At 40.5% G+C, this 22,977-nt stretch carries 19 protein-coding genes; 6 read left to right on the plus strand and 13 right to left on the minus strand.

Features of this window, described 5'->3' with window-relative positions:
- Position 1 precedes the first annotated feature (1 nt).
- The 4 genes from SAE01_RS03575 to guaA all read right to left on the minus strand — a co-directional run bounded on the left by SAE01_RS03575 (position 2) and on the right by guaA (position 6,038).
- Positions 2-1,588 carry a hypothetical protein gene (locus SAE01_RS03575; protein ID WP_307725112.1) on the minus strand — a complete coding sequence of 529 codons (1,587 nt, stop codon included), beginning with the start codon at positions 1,586-1,588 and terminating at the stop codon, positions 2-4.
- A gap of 362 nt (positions 1,589-1,950) precedes the next feature.
- Positions 1,951-3,054 carry a lipid-A-disaccharide synthase gene (lpxB, locus tag SAE01_RS03580; RefSeq protein WP_147202290.1) on the minus strand — a complete coding sequence of 368 codons (1,104 nt, stop codon included), beginning with the start codon at positions 3,052-3,054 and terminating at the stop codon, positions 1,951-1,953.
- Positions 3,055-3,266: 212 nt separating this feature from the next.
- Positions 3,267-4,460 carry an ABC transporter substrate-binding protein gene (locus SAE01_RS03585; protein ID WP_147202291.1) on the minus strand — a complete coding sequence of 398 codons (1,194 nt, stop codon included), beginning with the start codon at positions 4,458-4,460 and terminating at the stop codon, positions 3,267-3,269.
- A 39-nt stretch (positions 4,461-4,499) separates the two neighbouring features.
- On the minus strand, positions 4,500-6,038 hold the full coding sequence (gene guaA, locus SAE01_RS03590; protein WP_147202292.1) for a glutamine-hydrolyzing GMP synthase: 1,539 nt from the start codon (positions 6,036-6,038) through the stop codon (positions 4,500-4,502).
- A 285-nt stretch (positions 6,039-6,323) separates the two neighbouring features.
- Here guaA and SAE01_RS03595 point away from each other — a divergent pair, with 285 nt between their 5' ends.
- Positions 6,324-7,040, plus strand: a complete 717-nt coding sequence (locus SAE01_RS03595; RefSeq protein WP_147202293.1) for a head GIN domain-containing protein — start codon at positions 6,324-6,326, stop codon at positions 7,038-7,040.
- A gap of 200 nt (positions 7,041-7,240) precedes the next feature.
- Here the strand turns inward: SAE01_RS03595 and SAE01_RS03600 are convergent, their stop codons facing one another.
- On the minus strand, positions 7,241-8,965 hold the full coding sequence (locus SAE01_RS03600; protein ID WP_147202294.1) for a M14 family metallopeptidase: 1,725 nt from the start codon (positions 8,963-8,965) through the stop codon (positions 7,241-7,243).
- Between the two features lie 30 nt (positions 8,966-8,995).
- On the opposite strand from SAE01_RS03600, the gene SAE01_RS03605 reads away from it, so the two are divergent.
- Complete coding sequence (locus SAE01_RS03605; RefSeq protein WP_147202295.1) at positions 8,996-9,685, plus strand: response regulator transcription factor; 690 nt, start codon at positions 8,996-8,998, stop codon at positions 9,683-9,685.
- Positions 9,686-9,785: 100 nt separating this feature from the next.
- Here the strand turns inward: SAE01_RS03605 and rpsT are convergent, their stop codons facing one another.
- The 5 genes from rpsT to SAE01_RS03630 form a co-directional block, all read right to left on the minus strand.
- Positions 9,786-10,046 (minus strand): 30S ribosomal protein S20, encoded by a 261-nt coding sequence (gene rpsT / locus SAE01_RS03610; protein WP_147202296.1) that lies wholly within the window; start codon positions 10,044-10,046, stop codon positions 9,786-9,788.
- 149 nt (positions 10,047-10,195) lie between these two features.
- Complete coding sequence (locus SAE01_RS03615) at positions 10,196-13,450, minus strand: T9SS type A sorting domain-containing protein (protein ID WP_147202297.1); 3,255 nt, start codon at positions 13,448-13,450, stop codon at positions 10,196-10,198.
- Positions 13,451-13,669: 219 nt separating this feature from the next.
- The gene (locus SAE01_RS03620; protein WP_147202298.1) at positions 13,670-14,086 is read right to left on the minus strand and encodes a thiol-disulfide oxidoreductase DCC family protein; all 417 of its coding nucleotides are present in this window, start codon (positions 14,084-14,086) and stop codon (positions 13,670-13,672) included.
- A gap of 148 nt (positions 14,087-14,234) precedes the next feature.
- Positions 14,235-14,945: a YebC/PmpR family DNA-binding transcriptional regulator gene (locus SAE01_RS03625; RefSeq protein WP_147202299.1), complete on the minus strand. Its 711-nt coding sequence runs from the start codon at positions 14,943-14,945 to the stop codon at positions 14,235-14,237.
- Between the two features lie 282 nt (positions 14,946-15,227).
- Positions 15,228-16,916 carry an amino acid permease gene (locus SAE01_RS03630; protein ID WP_147202300.1) on the minus strand — a complete coding sequence of 563 codons (1,689 nt, stop codon included), beginning with the start codon at positions 16,914-16,916 and terminating at the stop codon, positions 15,228-15,230.
- A gap of 287 nt (positions 16,917-17,203) precedes the next feature.
- On the opposite strand from SAE01_RS03630, the gene SAE01_RS03635 reads away from it, so the two are divergent.
- The 4 genes from SAE01_RS03635 (at position 17,204) to SAE01_RS03650 (ending at position 21,622) form a co-directional block, all read left to right on the plus strand.
- Positions 17,204-18,457: a dicarboxylate/amino acid:cation symporter gene (locus SAE01_RS03635; protein WP_147202301.1), complete on the plus strand. Its 1,254-nt coding sequence runs from the start codon at positions 17,204-17,206 to the stop codon at positions 18,455-18,457.
- A gap of 10 nt (positions 18,458-18,467) precedes the next feature.
- The gene (locus tag SAE01_RS03640) at positions 18,468-19,163 is read left to right on the plus strand and encodes a DedA family protein (protein WP_147202302.1); all 696 of its coding nucleotides are present in this window, start codon (positions 18,468-18,470) and stop codon (positions 19,161-19,163) included.
- Positions 19,160-20,386, plus strand: coding sequence for an MFS transporter (locus tag SAE01_RS03645; protein ID WP_147202303.1), 1,227 nt, complete (start codon positions 19,160-19,162; stop codon positions 20,384-20,386). Before SAE01_RS03640 ends, SAE01_RS03645 begins: the two co-directional genes overlap by 4 nt.
- Positions 20,387-20,635: 249 nt before the next feature.
- Positions 20,636-21,622, plus strand: a complete 987-nt coding sequence (locus SAE01_RS03650) for a glycosyltransferase family 9 protein (RefSeq protein WP_147202304.1) — start codon at positions 20,636-20,638, stop codon at positions 21,620-21,622.
- 184 nt (positions 21,623-21,806) lie between these two features.
- On the opposite strand, the gene SAE01_RS03655 is transcribed toward SAE01_RS03650, so the two are convergent.
- Genes SAE01_RS03655 through SAE01_RS03665 form a run of 3 tightly spaced genes read right to left on the minus strand, consistent with a single transcriptional unit; the run spans position 21,807 to position 22,954 of the window.
- Positions 21,807-22,226 (minus strand): SH3 domain-containing protein, encoded by a 420-nt coding sequence (locus SAE01_RS03655; protein ID WP_147202305.1) that lies wholly within the window; start codon positions 22,224-22,226, stop codon positions 21,807-21,809.
- Positions 22,227-22,242: 16 nt separating this feature from the next.
- The gene (locus tag SAE01_RS03660) at positions 22,243-22,590 is read right to left on the minus strand and encodes a BON domain-containing protein (RefSeq protein ID WP_147202306.1); all 348 of its coding nucleotides are present in this window, start codon (positions 22,588-22,590) and stop codon (positions 22,243-22,245) included.
- 13 nt (positions 22,591-22,603) lie between these two features.
- Entirely contained in the window at positions 22,604-22,954 is a 351-nt protein-coding gene (locus tag SAE01_RS03665; protein ID WP_147202307.1) for a phage holin family protein, read from the minus strand.
- Positions 22,955-22,977: the final 23 nt, after the last annotated feature.

A 22,977-nucleotide genomic window follows, 5' to 3' on the forward strand; every position in this document is an offset into this window, starting at 1 on the left:
CCTACACATCCATCGCAACCATGTTCGTTTTTTGTTCTGATTTCCTTCGGTTGCTTACATGTTTTTCTTTTATGATTTCGCTCATTGTTTTTCCATAAACTTTACTTTCTACCCACGATATAATGTCGAGGTAGGCGAATGAGCGAGTCTCAAATCGGCTTTTTTCGTACTGTTTTATGTTATTAAGAAACTTTACAAACTCAGGCTGCAGCTTTCTCCTTGAGATATGAAAGGTGCTGCGCAAAAACTTGAACATCTCCTCTTCGATAACGGTAAGATTTTGCATTTTCGCCATGAAGCGTACAACAGACTTTATGAGGTACTCAATAATGTCAAAGTTCCCTAACTCAAAATGAGCCATCAGGTGCACGAGTCGGGCGTAGCACTGCAGGTCGTTTCTTAAATCTGCATTGGTGTTTATGATCTTTTGAAGGTAGTCGATCGAGGTACTGTAATCGCCGTTGCCAAAGTACAAAGTGGCAATCTTATAATTAAACACCAGCACACGATGAGGGTCGATGAACAATGCATATTCGTGCAGCTTTTCTTCTATATACGGCACCAGTGACAGGCCTTCCTTAAACGTGCCCATCATAAAATGCTGGTTAAGTTTAGAGCTGTATATGTAGACAAAAGTCTGAATGCGGAAATTGTCGTGGTGCATAGATGGATCAGTCGCAGCAAACTTTTCGAACTCCTGTAAGGTGATATCGAACTTTTTAAAATTTCGCAAGTCGAAATGTGCATTTAGCAGGTTATGCATTCCTTTTATGTAGTGGCCGGTCTCTACGCTAATCATAAATTCCTGCTCATTAAAAAGGTCTACCCACTTCTGTGTATAACGATAATACATGAGAAAATCCTGGCGAATAAACGCGTACCAGCAATAGCTCTGGCAGAGGTATAATTTTTCGTAGAAACCGGTTAGCTTATGTGCATCGGCCGGAAGATTTTCAGTAAAAAACTTCTTGACCCCTGTTTCGTCTTCTTCGTTTCTTGCATGACCGTTTTTAATATACCAGCTATATAATTGCAAGGCGAGATTAGAAAGTTGTGTGATAACTCTTCTTCTATCATTTATCTCGTTTGCCTCGGCCGTCAATCTGTCTGCACGGTCCTGCATACTGCGTGTGATGTGCAGTGTTTCAATCTTCTTTTCTAATGATATAACCTGTATTAAAAAACTGTCTTGGTTAAATGAGCGAGCCAGTTCTTTTATCCGTTCTAATATTTTTAGGCTTTGGAGGTATAAACCTTTATTGTATAGAATCCGCGCATAGTCTAATTGCTCGTGTAGTTGAAGATCTATGTTTTCGCTTGTTTTCAGTAAACGTAAGCTGGCAAGTACCTGCTTGTACAAATGGGTTTTTAAATTAGACAGTTGTGGCTTTTCTATGGAAGGAAGTCTTTTTAGGAGGAGTTTCTCATCATATTCGTGAAGTTTATCAAGTGCATCAAACAGTTGGATAATTTTCAGGTCTTCTTTGGCTGAACTTCTTTTAATATAAAGTTTAAAATTTCTTTTCTCTGCTTTTTCGAGTGAGTGTATGAGTTGAAATAAAGTATCGGAATATCGGTTGGGCATCATTTAATAATTATAGTGAAACGTCGTACTGGCAAAGCTTTTAACAACTTTCTTAACCTTCTTGCCATGATAAAACAACAACTAAGATGTTTTATCTGACGTAAAAACACGAGCTACATTTGTAGCACAAGAAAGGAAAATAACACTTTTTCTTCTTGTTAAAGAACTAAGCTGTAACAGTCAGCGCAAATATAAAGTATTCGAAGATTTTCATATGGCAAGCAATCGTTAGAGGCCGCCCCGTTTCCACGGGGAGGCCATTTTTTTTTAGTTAAAATTTAGATTTTGGGGGAAGTATTTTCTTGCCGACAATTAAACTTCAGGCAACATTCGTTGTGTCACTCACTTGTACAGATATTCTTTTATCAGCTTTTTACAAACGCGTATATTATTTCCGCCGCGTTCGCTGAGGCGTTACCACCCTTTGACAAAAGATTTTTCAATCGGCTATAATCTTCCTGCAGCTGCTGTTGCTTTAAAGGATTTTGAAGCAGATTTCTTAATTCTTCAATACAATTCTCGGTTGTCATTTCATCCTGTATCAGTTCTTTGACTACAGGCTTATTCATTATCAGGTTAACGAGCGAGATATACTTTACTTTAATTACTCTTTTTGCAATTTGGTACGAGAGGGGATTGCCTTTGTAGCAGACTACCTGGGGTACTTCAAACAACGCAGTTTCTAAAGTTGCAGTGCCACTTGTTACAAGCGCAGCGGTTGCGCAATTGAGGAGGTCATAAGTTTTTCCTGCTAATGCCGAGACATTTGTATAAGGTGCAAGGAAAGGCTTGTAAAAGGCATCTTCCTGACCCGGTGCTTTTGCTACAATAAAATGGTATTCTGGAAATGCTTTACTTACCTCCAGCATTACCGGTAGCTTCTTGTTAATCTCCTGTTTACGGCTGCCGGGAAGTAGAGCGATTATTTTCTCTCCTCCTAGTGGTGTTGTATGAGTGGCTTTAAAATTTTCTATCACCTCTACCAGCGGGTGGCCCACGTACTCGACTTTGTATTCCCACTTGCTGTAAAAGTCTTTCTCAAAAGGCAAAATCACCAGCATTTTATCTACATACTTTTTGATGGTATGAACTCGATTTTCCTTCCAGGCCCATATCTGCGGTGATATGTAATAAACCGTTTTTATCCCTGTTTTTTTCGCCCACTCAGCAATACGAATGTTGAAGCCGGGGTAGTCAATCAGTATTAAAATATCAGGTTGAAACGACTGGATATCCTGCTTGCAGAATTTGATGTTTTTAAGAATGGTTTGCAAATTCATGATAACTTCTACAAACCCCATAAATGCAAGGTCTTTGTAATCTTTTACAAGCGTAGCACCCGCTGCCTCCATCATTTGCCCTCCCCAACAGCGGATGTCAGCTGATTGATCGAGTTGATGTAATTGCTTAATTAAGTTGCTACCGTGCAGGTCGCCGCTCGCCTCGCCGGCGATGATGTAGTATTTCATTTTTTTGTGCTACAGTATTAACGGTTGCAAATTACTGTAATAAAAAAAACTAATTGTGAGGCGATCAGTATTGACTGGGCTCAATAAAGATTTACCGCAAAAGAGAGTGACACAACGATATTGAATGAAGTTCAAATCATGACAACAAAAATTACCAGCAATTAAAAAATTGCTATAATAATGTTACAAAGCTTGGGAGTAGGTAGCTTTTGCTAAATGATACTTTTAACGTTTCCACCCTGCTTTTTAATAAAGTACAATTTTCTGTTTTCAAGAAAGTCAGGCTTTACGCTCGTACTTTTCAGGCGCACGGGCTCTAACATAAACTGGTTGAAAAGTGTGAAGCTTTTATCAGACAAATTATTGACCAGGTTATTTCTGTGTTTATCCAGCAGCTTCGTAAAATGGTAGATCATCTCAAAACCTTTAAAGACCATGTCGCTTGGCCGACTGTAGTATTTGTCTTTATATCTTTTGTTAATCAAAGAGCTTAAACTTTGATTTTGCGAGTAATACAAAAACGGGGTGGAAAACACAATTTCTATATTGCCGTACTTGGGTTTGTCGAGTTCTTTAATGTTATCCCATGTGGGCATGCCAATAGTGGTTGTGCGGTAACTATCATTAAGGCTAAGTGACTCAACAACGTTTAACCCAAACCTTTCAAGCGGAGACGCTACAAAGACAACATTGTTTTTTGTACTGTCAAGATTGTTTTGCAACAGGTTAATATTTGAAAAGGCATCATCAACAGTTACCCATTTCAGTTTCAACGGCCCTGGACGTGCGGACTTATTTAACGTCGTAAAGTAATTTTTCACGTAATCCTCCGTTGCTCCTTTTCTAGTTACTGCGATAATATTTTGAGAGCCATAATACCGCTGCATGTGCTTGTACAAACCTTGCAAATGGGCCTGAAAGGAAGAGTTTAACACTACAAAAAAAGGATTTTGACTAACGCCCACATAGTTGGGATAAGTGGCAGATATAAGAGGTATGTTTTTATTTAACGCCTGATCCGCGAATAACTTCAGTTCTGCAGTGTTAGTGATTGCAGCAATGATAAGACCTACATTGTTTAACTCAGACGATCTCAACAATGCACTCAGCGATTTACTATTCTGCTTCAGGTCGTAAATAGAAATTTCCACCTTTGCTCCTTCGGCGTTTAAGCTATCAATCGCCATCATTACTCCATTGTAAAACTCCAACCCGGGCAGGACATTTTTAGGGAGATTTTCTTTATCGAGAATATAGGAAGTGCCATTAAAAACATCATCAGCATACAAAGGAATGAATACTGCTACTTTCACAGGTTTCGACGTATCATAATACTGACTATGAGATTGTGCAACAATACAAAGAGTAGAAATAGTAAGTAAAACGAAACGATAAAAGCTGGACATTAATAAAAATAATTTTTTGATGTTTTGCAAAATTGGTGCCTATTCCCATTCGATTGTAGCAGGTGGTTTACTGCTAATGTCGTAGACCACGCGGTTGATGCCTCTCACATTATTAATAATTTCATTGGATATGTGAGCGAGGAAATCGTAAGGCAGGTGTGCCCAGTCAGCAGTCATTCCGTCGACTGAGGTTACCGCACGCAGTGCTAGCGTATGCTCGTACGTTCGTTCGTCGCCCATAACACCTACACTTTTTATAGGTAACAGAATGGAGCCCGCCTGCCAAATGCTGGAGTAGAGCTTATTTTCTTTCAGCGCCCTTACGTAAATGTCATCCGCATCCTGTAAAAGTTTAACTTTTTCAGCAGTCACTTCGCCTAAGATTCGTATGGCCAAACCAGGACCCGGAAACGGGTGGCGGAATAACTGGTCGTGCGGAATTTCTAGTTCAAGGCCAACTTTTCGTACCTCGTCTTTAAAAAGGTATTTGAGAGGTTCGATTAATTTCAGGTGCATTTTCTCAGGCAGTCCACCAACATTGTGGTGAGATTTGATAGTGGCCGAAGGACCATGCACACTTACACTTTCTATCACATCCGGGTATATAGTTCCTTGTCCGAGAAAACTGATATTAGTAAGATCTGATGCTTCCTGCTGAAAAACATCTATAAATAGTTTGCCTATTGCTTTCCTTTTCTCTTCGGGATCGACTTTGTCTTTTAGCGCGTCGTAAAACAATTGTTTTCTGTCAACGCCTCTTACATTTAGACCAATTTCTTTATATGTGTCCAGTACTTGTTGAAATTCGTTTTTCCTTAAAACACCGTTGTCTACAAAAATTCCATGCAGGCGATCTCCAATTGCACGGCTGATAAGAGTAGCAGCGACGGTGCTGTCCACGCCACCACTAAGGGCCATAATAACTTGCCCGTCGCCAACTTGTTGTTTAATGGCTTCAATCGCTTCGTGCACAAATGCATTAGGAGTCCAGTCTTGGGTGCAACCACAAACATTCACAAGGAAGTTGTAGATTATTTTTTTCCCCTCGGTTGAATGATAGACTTCCGGATGAAACTGAAGTGCATGTAGTGGATGGCCATCATCCGCTTTTTTTCTGAATGCGGCAACTGGTATTGAATCTGTGGTTGCTAAAATTTCGAAATCTTCAGGCAGAGAAAGGATAGTATCTCCATGACTCATCCAAACTTGTGAATGGCTCGAAATGCCTTCAAGCAAAACGTCGTGCTGTTGCTGAATTTGCAACTGAGCCCTTCCATATTCTCTTTTATTGCTTTTTTCAACTCTGCCTCCAAATTGTTTTGCAGCTAGCTGGGCACCATAGCAAACCCCAAGTACAGGTAGTTGTTCATTAAAAGATCTTACGTCGACTACCGGCGCGTTTTCTTCATTTACAGAAAACGGTGAGCCACTAAGAATAACACCTTTTATAGAAGAATCGAAAACAAAAGGTTTGTAGTACGGAACAATTTCGCAGTATACGTTAGCCTCACGCACTGCACGGGCAATAAGCTGGGTGTACTGGCTGCCAAAATCAAGAATGAGAATTTTTTCGCTCATAAGAATAAAAATAACCTTGCGGTCAAGACTAAAAGTTCGTGCGAAGGTAATTTATTTTACTAGCTGTTAGACCTGCGGGACTTAGGGTACCTGCGGCAATAGAAGCTACCGTTGATAAAGGGTATGCAGATGAAGTGATTGCGACGCAACAACGCAGCTATAGCAAACGAATGCAGGTATTAAAAAAAGTGTAGCTCGCTGTTTTTCCGTTTAGCGGAAATATGTCTTTTAATTATTCAAACTCTTAAATCATTTATCTAATTTTCGTGCTACAAACTAATTGATATGAAAAAAGGAATTTACGCTGCTTTTGTTGCAGCAATGCTTTTTGGCTCCTGTATAAATATGGGAGAACGGGTTAAGGGAAGTGGTAACATAAAAAGTGAAAACCGACAGGTTGGTGAGGCCAGGAAGATAAAAGTTATGGGCGACATGGACGTGTACATAGAGCAGGGACCAACGTCGTTAAAGATAGAAGGCGACGATAACATACTTCAATACATAGAAACGGTGATGGATGATAATTGGCTTGAAATTAAAACCAGGGATAATATAAACATCAGTACAAACGAGCCGATAAAGGTTTATGTAACTACGCCCGAGATTACAGACCTTAATGTTAGTGGTAGTGGTAATATTAAAAGCAATTCGAAGTTTTCTACCGACAATAACACTTCTTTTAGCATCTCCGGAAGTGGCGACATTACTGCAAATATTAATGCTCCGAAAGTTGAAACACATATTTCAGGAAGTGGCAACCTTCACATTGCAGGAGAGACAAAGGATGTTGAAATTCATATTTCAGGAAGTGGAAATTATGACGGGGGCGATCTGAAAGCAGAAAATGCTGAAGTGTCAATCGCGGGATCAGGAGATGCCAACCTGTTTGTCGATAACAGGTTAAAAGCGTCTGTTGCAGGAAGTGGAAACGTGAAGTATAAAGGCAATGCGACTGTCGATTCTCATATCGCCGGAAGTGGTTCTGTTAATAGGAGTCAATAGGCTTAAAAGTTTACAATTTTTTAAAAAGGCTGTTTTTGCATCCTTTTTTTATTTGGGGCTAAATAGGCTTTATGTCAATTCGGGATGTACTTAAACATTGTTGTTGAACCCGGCTTTGTTGCTGCTATTAAGCGCACATTGCGTCGCACTCTTGTACTTTTTGTGTCAATTCTGCAGTAGCGAGTAGTAAGCTAAACGGTTTATAATTGTCGGTAAACAGGATATCTCATATGTTCAGGCTCATAATACGGCGAGTTTTTATAAACAAAATTCAACTGGGCATTTGCTGAGGCTGCAAACGCGGGATCATTTTTCTTTTTCTCTTCCAGTTGTTGTTTTAATTCAGGGTGCTGCTTTAAGTATTGTGCGGCTACATCTTCCCAGCGGTAATTGCTATAGCCTTCCTTTTGCTGCAACACTGCATCAAAGAAATTCCATGAAAAAAAGCTATCATCACCGGTAGGTTCAAGCATTTCTACGAGATATCTTTTAGCAGCCTGATTTGTATTAATAACATAATCACCCTTTAAAAATCTCATCGCAACATTCTTAGTGCTTACCACCACGTCGCTGTTCTTATGATGTTTTTCGTAAGGTCTTGCAGCACTTTTATAATCTTCAATTCTATATGTTTCGACTTCAATCGACGTGTCTTTATTTAATCGCGCCATTTGAACCTTATTCAACTTTAAAATATCTACTACTTCGTGCCATCCTTGCGGAATGATGTAAGCCTTTGGAGCCGAAACAATATTTACACCTCTAAAATAATCGTAGAACTTAACTTCCTTCTCAAAAGGCTTTGAGTGATCGTAGTACAATCTCTGCTGGCCAGTGACCTCACTTGTTTTGTAAGAAGCAGCATATCCTTTAAAATGGATCGTGTCGCACCTGCTACTATCCACCACCCATCGTAACGGGAACTGTGTTTGTTGCAAAACTGCTTTTTCAGCAGACCTTTTAGCTTTCAACAATTCCGGGGCCTTTTTCGAACTTTCCTCAATCATTGCTACCATCAATGCGTAAGTGGATTCAACTCTTTGCTTAAACGGCTTTAGCATATGAGTTTCAGGAACAAAACCTATTGTTTGAAACAAACTTGTATAGCCAGAACTATATCTTGGAGGATCGTAAAAAGCAACCCATCCTTTTTCAGGACTTCCGTCTTCAAAATTTACATACGGGCACATGAGCCATGATTTCTTCTCCATGTTTTTAAACAGTGCTGGCTCAAAAGTAGAATGAAGAAACTCACCGACGGTTCCTCCTAATTTGTTATGCTGCGTTGTAAGCAAGGTCATTGTATGTTGGTAATCGGCACCATCACTTACATGATTATCAATAAAAATGGTTGGCTTTAGAAGATGAAATATAGTTGCAAAAGCGCGTGCGTTACGCGAGTCGTTCTTTGTGAAATCTCGATTTAAGTCGAGGTTCTGTGCGTTTCCCCTAAAGCCATAGCTTCCAGGTCCGTCCTGGTTAACCCTTGAAAAGCTGTTCCGGTCAAGTGCTCCGCCGATGTTATATACTGCAATAAATGCTATGGCAATATTTTCGGGAGCATTAATTTTTCCTGTAGCCAGGTCCCTGGCCAACATCATACTCGCATCTATTCCGTCAGGTTCGCCCGGGTGAATGCCATTATTAACCAGTATGATCACTTTTTCTTTTTGCCATTTTTCGATGTCGAAGTTGTTATCCTTTGAAAATAAAACCAGGTGCAGCGGGTAGCCCGCATCTGTTACATTAATTTTTTTGATTAAAATCGAATTAAAATTTCCGTCAAGCTTTTCATAATATTTTATACATTCGGAGTAAGTTGTGGTCTGTCTTCCTTGTGTTGTTTCAAATGTTGTAGTTAGTCTTTGTGACTTCGATTGTAGTGTAAGTAATAATATAGCTACAATTAAGAAAGTTTTTTTCATTAATTTGTCCTTATAATTTTATTAAAAGAAATGGAGTTAAATCATAGAATTCTTTTAGCGGAAGATGAGCCGAAGTTAGGGCAAATCGTTCAGGAAGAACTTACACGAGAGGGATACCAAACGGATGTAGCGTATGATGGACTTGTTGCAGAAAAACTGTTTAAAGAACACCAATATTCTTTGGTGCTGCTTGATGTTAATCTTCCCTATAAAAACGGTTTAGCCCTATGCAAAGAATTTCGGGAAGCAAAAAAAAGCATTCCTATTATTATGCTGACATCACTTGGCGAGATAAGCGACAAGATGGACGCGTTTAATCTAGGTGCTGATGACTACATTGTAAAGCCCTTTCATTTCAACGAACTTTTTGCGAGGATCAAAGTGTTTCTGAAAAGATCAGAACCTGGTGCGGAGCCAACAGACAAATTAAATATCTCGAACCTGGAAATTGATTTACTTAACAAGACCGTGGTTCGTGGAGAAACCAATATTAACTTAACCGCCAAGGAATTTGCATTACTTGCACTGCTTGCCAAATCAAAAGGCAAGGTGATTTCAAAACAGGATATTCTCGAAAAAGTTTGGGGACTTAGCTTCGATACAGGCACCAATACTATTGAAGTTTATATAAGCTTTTTGAGAAATAAGATAGACAAGCCTTTCGATACTAAGCTTATTCATACCAAGCCGGGTTTTGGCTATTTTGTAAAGGAGTTGTAAAAAGTTTCGAACTACCAGGCATAAGAGTTTATCAAATGACAATAAAAAAATCCCGCATTAGCGGGATTAATTATAGATGATATTGATAGAAATGCAAGTACTAAGCTGCCTTAGTTACCGGTACTTTTCTGGCTAGTTTTCTTTTTAAGTTAGATGCTTTGTTTTTATGAATAACTCCGCGCTTGGCTAATTTATCAATCATAGAAACCACATCAGGCATTTTCTCGGTAAACGCTCCTGGTTCAGTAATTTCTTTTATATCGCGAATAGCGTTACGGGTTGTTTTACCATAGTAACGGTTACGATCTCTACGTTTTGCCGCCTGGCGCACATCTTTCTTTGTAGCTTTATGGTTTGCCATAATTTTCTTTTTAAGGACGGCGAAGGTAGCAGTAAGTAATAAGAATTACAAATTTTTATTACCATTATTTGCATTTTCTTACCATTTACATACAACCAAAAGAGCATGGTTGTACACCACGCTCTCTTGGTTTTGTTCAAAAATTTTCTCTATTGAATAACGATCTTTTTTGTCCAGCTTGCTTTCTCATCAGCAATAGTTAAGACATAAACTCCCGTTGAGCGAACCCCTGGTATGAACACATTCATCAGACCTGATCCTTGCTGTGATACTGTAGTTGGTATTGCACGACCTTCAGCATTAAGCAGTCTTACGCTAACCTTACCCTTTAAATCACCTTCAACTTTAATAGAATTTCCCGTCAATGGATTGGGGTAAACCTTTATTTCAGATGATGTCGGGGTAACGCGGGCGTTTGCTGCACTGCATCCGGTATTTACTAAGACTGAAGCAACGTTAGTATAAGCAACGGCTGCACAAGTAGTACTTCTAACCATCAAACGGAAATACATGTTTACAGGGGAAGCATTCGGTTGGTATTCCGAAGTAGTTGCGCCGGTAATATTACTCCATGCTCCACTTGTACTGGTAGAGGTTTGCCATTGGTAAGTAACCGCCCCGTCAGTATAATGGCAATTGGTCATCAACCTAATCTTTTCTGGAGCCTGGTTCAAACAAACTAGCTGTGTAGCAGTGCCAATTACGCCTGGTTCGATAGGCGGATACACAAATATTTCAACGGCATTACTAAATCCAAGATTGCCACAATCATCATACACTCTTCTTCTGTAGGTAGTGTTCTCGTTAATTGGGCCGGGAGTATAGCTAGCTGAAGTTTCCCCTGCAATCATTTGCCATGAACCGCCTTGTAGCATTTCCCAACGATAATGAAGGCTGCTTCCACCTCCACATGCATCCAAAACACTTTTGATTGTACCAGGCGCTGTACCTGCACAGGTAATGAAAGGACCGTCAACCAGGCCAGCATGCAATTTTACCATTACCGGCAAATCATATATGACTTCATTTGAAGTGGCTGTACGAATTACACCACCACAAGCATCTGTTACCACTCTACGGAAATAAGTTCTTGCTGTTATGTTAACAGGCTGGTAGGTTTCTTCATTTGCACCAGCAATATTTATCCAGTCACCACCTTCCTTCTTCATTTGCCATTGATATAAAGGATTTTCTCCGTAACCGGAAACACCAGAGATACTTTCAATCAAACCAGCAGCAGAACCTGCACAAACAATATGTGAAGATTTTATAGCGATACTGCCGGGCACTAATGCTGCCGTGTGGTATTCAATGGTGAAAGGATCGCTGTAAGCAAAGTCTCCTACTGCATCAATAACTTTTCTTCTGTACTGAGTGCTTTGGCTAATGCTTTCTGGTTGATAGCCTTCAGATGTAGCTCCAGATATTACTTTCCATAAACCTGCTGTAATTGCTTTTGTTTCCCAGGTATAAGTGTATGGAGGGACCCCGCCTGTAACTTTCATATTACCTCCGTCAATTGCACCCGGCTTATGACCTGGGAAAACGCACTGTGAACCACCAAGGTGACATGGATCAATTGGAGGCGCAGTGTTTAAATATACCTCTACTACATAAGTGTACTTAGTGGCAAGGCAATTATTATCAGTCACCGCTCTTCTGTAATAAGCAGATTTAGTAAGTGCAGGTGGCTGATAACTTACTGCAACCTGTGAAGGAATGGTTGCCCATGGCCCTACAGCAAGATCTGCATTTTCCCAGGCAATAGTATAAGAACCCGTACCGCCGGAAGGATCGGCAACTGACTTCAGCGGAACAGGTGTTCTTCCGGAACGAATAGTCTGAGACGTTGGTTCTATATCTCCGGCGATAAGTGCTGGTCGTATATCTATTGTCACTTCGTTAGACGCAACGCTTCTTTTGTTTGCACCACATTGGTCTATCGCCAATCTTCTAAACGTGGTTTTTTCTGTTATTGGTTCAGGTGTAAAACTTGCCCGTATTTGTCCAACGAAGTCTTTCCATCCCCCTGAAGAAGTGTTCATGTACTGCCACTGGTAATACAATCCCTCCCCATAACCGGTAGGAGAGCCTGTACTTGAAATTTCAGCAGGAGAGGAGCCAAGACATGCCACGTTGCTGGCTGCCTTAATTGAACCACCTGTAAGTGGAGTTTCAACCATTGTTATTTTTTCTGATCCTGTATATGCAATGCTGCCTGCTGCATCGGTAACTTTTTTACGGAAATAAGTAGATTGTGTCAAAGGCCCTACTTCGTATACCCCGCCTGATTGGTTTGGAATGATAACAAAATTTTTATCGTCCGTGCTTGATTGCCACTCTACCTTATAAGGGGGAACACCACCAGTAGGAGCATTATTTGTTGTCAGCCGTATGGGAGTTGTTAGAGGATAATCCTTATAAAAACAACTAGAGTTTAAGGTGTAAGTACCGGGCAGAAGGGGCGCATTAACCACGAAAATTGTTGCTACCGAAGTTGCTGCAGTGGTATAACATCTTAGATCTGTAGCTATTCTTTTATAAAAGGTTGTTTGGGTTAAAGGCCCTGGAGAATAATCTGCTGAAGTGGCTCCTGCAATGTTGGTAAAAGTTGCATTCTCGTATAGCGACGATTGCCACTGATAAGAAAAACTACCACTGCCTCCACTGGGGGCGCTCCCTGAAGTTATTGTTGAAGGTGTTGCTCCAGCCGTAATTGTTTGAGACTTGGGACTAATCAATCCTGATATAACATCGGGAGCGGTTAATAAAGTAACAATATTCGAATAAGCTTTATTACCGCAATTATCATTTGAAACGCGGCGGAAAGAAGTTGTCTTGAAAATATGTGTTGCAGTAAAGTTCTGCGTACTGGCATCATTTATAGTGGTCCACCCGCTGTTGGCCTCATTTCTTTCCCACGAGTAAGTGATTATTCCTACATCTGCTCCAGGCACCTGGTTTCCTTCAATCAGTCCACCAGGCTCGCCCTGGCAAATGGTTGTTTTTGTTGCTGCTACAATTTTTCCTCCTTCAGGTGTTATCCTGATAACAGAAGTAATACCAGAAGTGTCAACGCAAGATCCGGTAGTAATGTACACCCTATAAGCTCCGAGATTATTAACTGCATAAGTAGCGCCGGTAGCTCCGGGAATACTCATAAAAGGGCCCCCTGCATTGGTTTGAACCTGCCATTGAAAAGTGTAACCTGAAATTGCAGGCTCTGCTGCCAGTGAGATTGATGAGCCACTACAAAGGTTGAGGACAGAACCATTGGTAACTTTTGCAGTGAAGTCTTCACACTTTGCTGCTGATTTCTGTGCGCTCAGGGAGTAGCTGAATAATGTTGAGCAAAGAAAAGCAAGCATGTAAACCCATCTTCTGGAAGTAAACATTGTTTTCATAATTGATATTTAAATTTTAAGGAACTACGTTCTTACATAGTTTGGAGGAAATAATAGGCATTTTGCTTTTCGACAAAAGATTGGATGGTAGCATTTGTAGAATGCTACAGAAGATTTTCAGAAATAAATGGAGTAAAGTGTTGCGATAGAATATTTGGAAGAATCAAATTCTGGTGCAATAAAGTAAGAAGTAAAATGTATTGGAAATGTTGCTTAGCGCTAATCCAAGAACCTGTTTTTTAATTCGGGGGAAGCAATCCAACAACTTTCTTTTTTGCCAAACCACTTGTATCGGTTACGGGCAATAAAGTTGTAAACAGTGTTCCTGATAAAAGCGGGGATGATTGAAAAAATATACAGTAAGGGCCATGCTCCTGACAGCTGCTTAACAACTCTTAGCGCTGCTGAAGATTTTGTGTAGATAGTTTCGTTTTCAAGTAGTATGAAAGAATCGAAGCCTGTTGTTGGAAGGTGATACTGGTTCAGCAAATTTTGCCCGAAAGAAGATTGTAACGAGGCAAATTTAAAACAGGCGTTTTTATCTCTTTTTATAACAAACTGCACGGCATTGCTGCAGAGATTGCAAACACCATCAAACAAAATAACGGGATGCTGATCGTTGTTTATAAGAGGCATAAAAAAGGCCAGATTGATCTGGCCAGCAAAGTTAACGCTATTTGTATCTTATAAGAAGCTGTGCAATTGCAGCTGAAGATGAGCAAAAGAGGCAGTGTGCGACGCAACAGTTGTCTAATATTGTTTTGATGCACATCACATAAAAGCCCTATTTAAGATTATGATACACCTTTTGAACGTCTTCATCCTGCTCCAACCTGTCTACTAATTCTAGTACCTCCTTCGCCTGTTCCTCGGGAAGTTCAACAGTTGTTGTCGGAATTCGGGTAAGCTCTGACGATATGGGCGTAATGCCCTTGTCTTCAAGTGCTTTTGCCATAGTTCCAAAATCGTCGTATTCTGTTCTTAAGACAATGTTGCCTTCTTCGTCTTCGCCTATTTCCTGCAAACCATGATCAATCATATCAAGCTCAAGTTCTTCGAGATCCTGGCCTTCATTTTTTATTTTGAATTCGCCCATCCGGTGAAAAGTAAACGCAACCGAACCGCTGGTACCAAGACTGCCATCGCCTTTTCTAAAATGCATTCTCACGTTTGCAACAGTACGAGTGGGATTGTCAGTTGCGGTCTCCACCAGCACTGCAATCCCATGAGGGGCGTAACCTTCATAAATCACTTCCTCATAGTTGGTCATGTCTTTACCCTGCGCTCTTTTTATCGCAGCTTCCACGCGGTCTTTGGGCATGCCTACACCTTTGGCATTAGCAAAACACCTGCGCAAAGCAGGGTTAGTTGCAGGGTCTGGGCCGCCAGCCTTTACAGCAATCGCGATCTCTTTTCCAATACGGGTAAATTGTTTAGCCATGCGATCCCAACGTGCAAACATGGTCGACTTCCGAACTTCAAATATTCTTCCCATAATTATGAATTCACTTTTGATAATTTTTTTTCTGGATTTGCTTTTTCTCTTTACCGGGCTTTCGTTGTGTCACTCACTTGTACTGCCATTCTTTGTTCATCAAACGTTAAGTAGTTGAAGAGTGCGACGCAAGAAAAGAATGATTAAGGATCCTAAGCTGGGTACCAAGAGTCTTCAATTGAAATGTGGCAAATTTAAGAGAACCGAATCAGCCCGCCAACCTAAAAATAAGAAGCCTTTCTGCTGTTTACAGAAAGGCTTCTTATTTTATTCAAACTGTATTTAAATTCTTTCCTCTAGAGGATTGGCTGGTTCGTGATCGTCTATTGGTTCGGGCCTTCCAAGCCTGTTAGCAAATACAAAAAAGTGAACCAATGCAAATACGATCGAGATATAAAGCAAGGTTCTGTCTTCGTCAAAGCCGACACCATACTGATGCAGAAGACCTGCAACAATTAGTAGAGCAGCTAAAACAAGACCTGTATAACGGGCCACTTTCATGCCTTTTCTTGTGGTAGTACCGTTACCCAAATGACTGTTTTTCGCTCCATAGGCCAAGTAAATATCCATCCCGATTAGCATCCAAACCAGGAGACGTATCCATGTATCCATCGGCAAGAATGCCATCATGAACAGACACGTAAAGACTCCGAGAATAGGAACCAAAGGAACTAACGGCGTTTTAAATGCTCTTGGTATTTCAGGCATCTTTCTGCGCATTACCCAAATACCTATACAAACAAGAATGAACGCAAACAGGGTTCCAATACTGGTCATCTCTCCAACTACTCTTGCAGGAACGAATGCTGCAAAGAGGCTTACGAATAGCATAAACAATAGATTGTTCTTTGCAGGGGTTTGTGTTGTAGGATTAACAGTAGAGAAAATTTTAGGGATTAATCCATCTTTACTCATGCTGAAGAAAACGCGGCTCTGTCCCATTAACATAACAAGTATAACGGAAGAGTAGCCTGCAAGTATAGCGACAATAATCGCACGGTTTAACCATGGATAATCAGGCGTTATAACACCGGCAGCGTTTGTCGTACCCATCTTGTCGATGGCAAGTGCAACTGGCGCAATACCATCTTTACCGGCAAAAGTTGAATAACTAGTTACCCCGGTCATAACATGGGCGAACAATATATATAGTACGGTACAAATTGCCAGGGACCCTAATATTCCCCAAGGCATGTCTTTCTTCGGATTTTTTGCTTCCTGCGCTGCCGTACTTACTGCATCAAAACCTATATAAGCAAAGAACACTATGGCAGCTGATCTGATAATTCCACTAAATCCAAATTCGCCAAACTTGCCCGTATTATCAGGGATGTACGGATTGTAGTTATCGTTGTTTATGTATTTCCAGCCTAGAAAGATGAATACTAATACAACCGCCACTTTTAATGCAACGATGATTGCGTTAACCAGTGCACTTTCTTTAGTTCCCTTTATTAGTAGTAAACTCATTAAAACTATAATGAAGACAGCAGGAAGATTAATGATGCCTCCATCCCAAGGGCCGAGGGTTAAAGAGACTGGTAGATGGACATCAAATCCTTCTAAAAATTTTATAAGATATCGGCTCCAGCTGATGCCTACGGTTGCTGCACCTACTGCGTATTCTAACACAAGATCCCATCCAATAATCCAGGCGATGAATTCTCCCATGGTCGCATATGAGTAAGTATAAGCACTGCCCGCAACCGGTATCATCGACGCAAATTCTGCATAACAAAGACCAGCGAACAAACAGCCAAAAGCGGCAACAACAAAAGAGATAGTAATAGCCGGACCTGCATGGTTAGCAGCAGCCATACCTGTAATTGAAAATAATCCGGCACCAATGATTGCTCCTATTCCTAGTGCTACAAGTCCACCTGCGCCTAATGTTCGTTTAAGGGTGTGAGTACCTGTTTCCTGCGCTTCATTTAGTAACACATTCATTGGTTTTCTTACAAACAGACTCATAATGATATTTTAGTTATAGGTTTTATTTAGCCGGAAAAATAGCGATTTATTTAAAAGCAACTTTAAATATTTAAGAAGTTTAGGCATGAAAGTCAAGGTTCTGCATCATCTCTAAACAATAAAACCTCGCCATGGTTAATAGTGTCGAAATTTCGAATTTTGATATCAAATATTTTAATATGAATTGTGGGGTTGACGGCTCAATAAATTTTATTGCTATTAACCATTTTGCATTTAATCGCGTTTAGGTATAAGTACTATATTGCACCACTAACAAACTGCCTTTAATGCTTAATGCCTCGCCGCAGCCTAAAAGTAACCTTACTCTTTATATTTTGATTGCTATGGCTCTTGGCATCTGTACCGGTTACCTTATTAACCGTTATTCGCCAATTGAAACGAGAGCTACTTTCTCCACCAATATAAAAATCTTAACTACTGTATTTCTACGGCTTGTGCAAATGATCATTGCCCCTTTGGTGTTTTCAACTCTGGTGGTTGGTATCGCTAAACTGGGAGATTTGAAGACGGTTGGTAGAGTTGGTGGCAAGTCACTACTTTGGTTCGTGACTGCATCTCTTGTTTCGCTTCTGTTGGGACTGGTGCTGGTAAATTTTTTCAAGCCAGGAGAAGGTATTCACCTTGGTACTCCAAACGCAGATGCAGCGAAAGACCTAATAGGAAAAACAACAGGTTTCTCGCTTCAAAACTTTGTGGAGCATGTGGTTCCTAAAAGTGTGTTCGAGGCAATGGCTGGAAACGAAATACTGCAACTGGTAGTCTTCAGCATTTTCTTTGGCGTAGCGACAGCGGCCATTGGTGATTATGGAAAAATTGTAATCAGAGGTTTAGATGCTGTTGCTCATGTTATATTAAAGATGGTCACCTATGTGATGAACTTTGCACCTCTCGGAGTATTTGGGGCTATCTCTGCCGTCATTGCTACGAACGGATTGGAAATATTTAAGTTTTACGGGCTCTACTTTAGTGAGTTTATTTTAGGAATTGTATTGCTGTGGGTGGTACTGTTAAGCGTAGGGTTTTTGGTGTTAGGTAAAAGACTTCCCGCCCTACTACGACGAATTTCCGGTCCGCTCTTAATTGCCTTTAGCACTACCAGCAGTGAAGCTGTATTTCCTAAGCTAACCGAGGAATTGGAGAGGTTTGGTTGTAAAGATAAAATTGTCGCTTTTGTACTCCCGCTAGGATATTCTTTCAATCTCGACGGCAGCATGATGTACATGACCTTTGCCAGTGTTGCCATTGCCCAAGCTTATGGCGTGCATCTCGATTTGGGCACACAAATAACTATGCTGTTAGTACTCATGCTTACAAGTAAAGGCATTGCTGGTGTACCAAGAGCTTCGCTGGTAGTGGTTACTGCAACCCTGGCAATGTTTAAAATACCGGCTGAAGGAATTGCTTTGATCCTACCAATAGACCACTTTTGCGACATGTTTCGCACTGGTACAAATGTTTTAGGAAACACATTGGCTACCACAGTCGTAAGTAAGTGGGAGAATTCTTTAGAAAATAATTAATCTAGCTAGCATGGATAAAGGTTTTGTACAGCAATTTATTGAGTGGATCATACACAACGGTGGACTGTATGTACTTCTACTGGTAATTTTTGCTGAAACAGGTTTGTTTGTTGGTTTCTTTCTTCCGGGTGACTCCCTGTTGTTTGCCGCCGGCATTTATGTGCAGGATTTATCCAAGGCATTTTATGGAGTACATTTCAGCGTCATTGTTATTTTAGTAACAATAGCTTCTATTTTAGGGAACATGGTAGGCTACTGGTTTGGTTACAAATACGGCTCTCAGTTGTTTGAAAGGAAAGACTCGTTTCTTTTTAGAAAAAAGCATTTGTTGCGCGCCAAAGAATTTTACGAGAAGTACGGTAAGGCAACAATTTTTATAGCAAAGTTCCTTCCTATTCTGCGGACCTTTGCACCTATTGTGGCAGGAATTGTAAAAATGGAAAAACCCGCTTTTACTCTCTACAATATTCTGGGCAGCGCTGCCTGGGTTTTGTCAATGATGCTCGGAGGGTACTATTTGCAGCGTTGGGTAGAAACTCAGTTTCACTTTAGCTTGAAAGACCATATCGAGGCGATCGCCATAGTCATCATTCTTATAACAACTCTACCTGTTTTATTTAAATTGTTCTTTGGTAAAAAGGACGAAGGAGTTGCTGCTTCGGAAGATTTGATAAAAGACATGGGTAAAGACAAAAAATTGTTATGAGCCAACACGAAAATGCCAGGGCAGGCTTGTTTTCGATTCCTGTACTCGTGGCTGCCCTTGGTTACTTTGTAGATATTTATGACTTGCTCCTTTTTGGAATTATCCGTAAAACAAGCCTGACTTCTTTAGGCCTATCGGAACGTGAGGTATTAACGAGTGGTGAATTCATCATTAGTATACAAATGATTGGCCTGTTGCTTGGCGGAATTTTATGGGGTGTGATGGGTGATAAGAAGGGCAGGCTAAGCGTTCTATTTGGATCAATTATTTTATACTCTCTTGCGAATATTGCTAATGGAATGGTTCATACTGTCAATCAGTATGCTTTGCTGCGCTTCATTGCCGGAGTGGGTTTAGCAGGAGAACTAGGTGCAGGGATCACATTGGTTTCTGAATTATTACCTAAAGAAAAGCGAGGCCTCGGTACCTCTATGGTTGCAGGCTTTGGTCTTACTGGCGCTGTAGTCGCTTATTTTATTTCCAAACAATTCGATTGGCGCATATGCTACTATATAGGTGGCGGCATGGGGCTGCTGCTATTACTTCTTCGTATTAGTGTTTTCGAAAGTAATATGTTTAACCAGGTGAAGGAAATGAATGTTAGCCGCGGAAACTTCTTCATGTTTTTTACTGATAAGGAGAGATTTTTTAAGTACATGAAATGCATTCTAATTGGCTTGCCGACCTGGTATGTAATAGGGGTTATGGTATCCTTTTCTGACCAATTTGGAAAAAACATGGCTATATCAGAGCCGATCGATCCGGGAAGGGCAATCATGTTTGCTTACGTTGGTATTTCGCTGGGGGACATCGCTATCGGTTTCGTTAGCCAGGCCCTAAAAAGCCGCAGAAAAGCGCTTTTTATATTCTATATTATGACGATGATTTGCATGGCTCTCTTCTTTATGCAAAACGGCTCATCTGCACTCACCATGTACCTGATTTGTGCTTGCCTCGGTTTTTCCACCGGCTTTTGGGCCATCTTTGTTACCATGGCAGCCGAACAGTTCGGAACTAATCTACGAGCTACGGCCGCAACCACTGTCCCCAACATGGTTCGAGGCGCTTTGCCTTTAATGATCTTGTTGTTTAAATTTCTCCGTGAAAAATCCGGCTTTATAACCGGAGGCATAATCACTGCCGTAATCATCATGATCATTACCCTCATCGCCGCTTACTTCACCCGGGAGACTTTCGGAAAAGATCTGATGTACGTGGAGTAGCTTTGTTCCTAAGAGGATTTTGATATTACGCATCTGTTCTTTTCTCAACATCGTTGCGACGCTCCGTTCGACTTAATGAATTTCAACAACTCTTCCAACCTCCGAACTTAAAGCTTATAATTTCGCCTCTTTATAGAATAGGTTGAATAAAGATCAATAGTAAAAGTGAGTGACACAACGATGCTGAAAAAGGAAGTTATGTCGGCTTCCCTACATGTCTTCCACCTGGAACACCCTTAACTTCGCGCGATGAAATTTTTAATTATTCGGTTTTCTTCGATAGGAGATATTGTACTTACGACCCCCGTTATCAGAGGTCTGAAGCTACAGGTGGAAGGTGCAGAGGTACATTACCTTACAAAAAATAGTTTTAAGGGAATAGTTGAAAGCAATCCGTACATAGATAAAGTGCACGTGTTAGAAGAGGATTTTGACGGGATGATAAATAAACTAAGCAAAGAGGCGTTTGACCATATTATAGACTTACATCACAACCTTCGTACGTTGAAGGTGAAGAAGGCACTTAGTAAAGTGCCTGCCTTTTCGTTTAATAAATTGAATATAAAGAAGTGGCTGCTTACTGCTCTTAAAATTAACTTGTTGCCGCCTATTCATATTGTCGATCGTTATCTTGAAGCAGTTGAGTCTTTTGGGGTTAAAAATGATGGAAAGGGGTTAGACTATTTTATTCCCGTGCAAGACAAGGTACCGGATCATGATATACCTGCCGCTCAATCTCTTGGTTATACGGGTATTGTTATAGGCGCTGCTCACAACACAAAAAAGTTGCCCCTGTATAAACTGAAAGAGTTGTGCACAAAAATTAATCATCCGATCGTACTTCTTGGCGGCCCTGAAGACAGGGCAATTGGTGACGAGATTGCTTCTATCGATCCAATTAAAATTTACAATTCCTGCGGAAAATTTAACCTGAACGAAAGTGCAGATCTTGTTAGACGAGCAAAGGTTATTGTAACACACGACACAGGTTTGATGCATATTGCTGCTGCTTTCAAAAAACCGATAATTAGTGTTTGGGGTAATACCGTCCCTGCCTTTGGGATGACCCCGTACTTTGGTAACACCAATGTCGAACACGTCCTTTTTGAAATAAAAAAACTATGGTGTCGGCCTTGCAGCAAAATTGGTTACAGTAAGTGTCCGCTTGGTCATTTCAAGTGCATGGAAAAACATAACATGTCGGAGGTGGCAGTGAAAGCAGAAGGGAAATTCTAATTAGCAGGAGATTAGTGAAGTGGTTCGAGCTTGAGCAGTTAGATTAGTCAGTAACGGGTGGGAGAGAGACTAATTCTAATCTTAATTCCACATAGAACGCAGGATATTTATTTAAGTAGAGAAAGTATAAAACAAAGAGGCCATGCAAGTGCACCGCCTCTTTTTGTTTTACCTGAAATTTTTATTATCCCTCGGATAAGTATTGTGCATAGCAGTATCCTTCTTCCCCTGCATCTGTTCTTACCAGGTACCATTGGTCGTTAGTTTTACTGACTATTGTTACCGTTTCACCATGCGCGGCTTTTCCTACGATCGGTTGATCTGTACCAGGTCCCTTTCTTACGTTTAGGTTAGATGATTGCGTTGTGACTGTTGCTTTTGAACCCGCCGACATTGCGGAAACATTGACGTTCATAATTACATCGGCCGCTCTAAAATCGGGATCAATCTTATTATAAATGTTCCAAAGGTTATCTTTTACCTGCCCGCTTGGCGCTTCGCCGTCAATGTATAACACGTTGTCTTGTTCCCTAACCTGTAAATTTTGAACACCTGCCGCAGCGGCTGCATCTATCAGCTCTTTATATTTTTCTTGTAATGCCATAAAATGTTTCCTCCGCTTATTTAATAGTTAACTGGTTGTTGATTTTCTTTGGTCGTAGAGACTGTAAACTTTGCATTAAATTCTGCAGCCTGCTTCTTTGAATTTCACCTGTAAGTGTTATTTCTCCATTGTTAACGGTTGCATTCACCCCGGGATAATCCTTGGTTGCATCTTTTGCCCCTGTTGTCAACGCGTCGTCTGCTGAGATCTCTACCGGAGCTGGAGCCGACTGAATTGGGGTTGTAGCCGTAGTATCTACATCAGTTGTTGCGTGATTGTCCTTCTTTCCTTTACAAGAGGTAACGAAAATGCTTGTTGAGAACAGTAGTCCAACAGCAAGTAATTTGATTTTTGAATAGTGCATAATTTGGTTTGATTTAATAAGTATTACCGATTAAAAAATAAGAAACGAGGCTTCCTGCGACTGACATAATACAAGCTAGTATGATTGCCGTTGTGAACGAAGCGACCTCAAAACCTGAAAAGAATTTATCAGCTATTTTTATAACTATAGCAAGTACAATAAGCCTGACAAAGAATGAAAGCAGGAAAAATGTAAACAGGTTCAATGGAAATCTTAGTAAGGCACCTATTGTTGCATTTAATATTCCGATTACCAGTGCAACTAAAACTGCAGTACCAAAACTTCTTATTTTAACTGTAGTCATCAGTTTAGAGGCAAGCAATAAGATTGCTGCATTGATCAGTAATTGTAAGATCCAGTTCATATTTATTATTTAATTGTTGATAA

The sequence above is a fragment of the Segetibacter aerophilus genome (assembly GCF_007991655.1).
In the GTDB taxonomy this organism is placed as follows: domain Bacteria; phylum Bacteroidota; class Bacteroidia; order Chitinophagales; family Chitinophagaceae; genus Segetibacter; species Segetibacter aerophilus.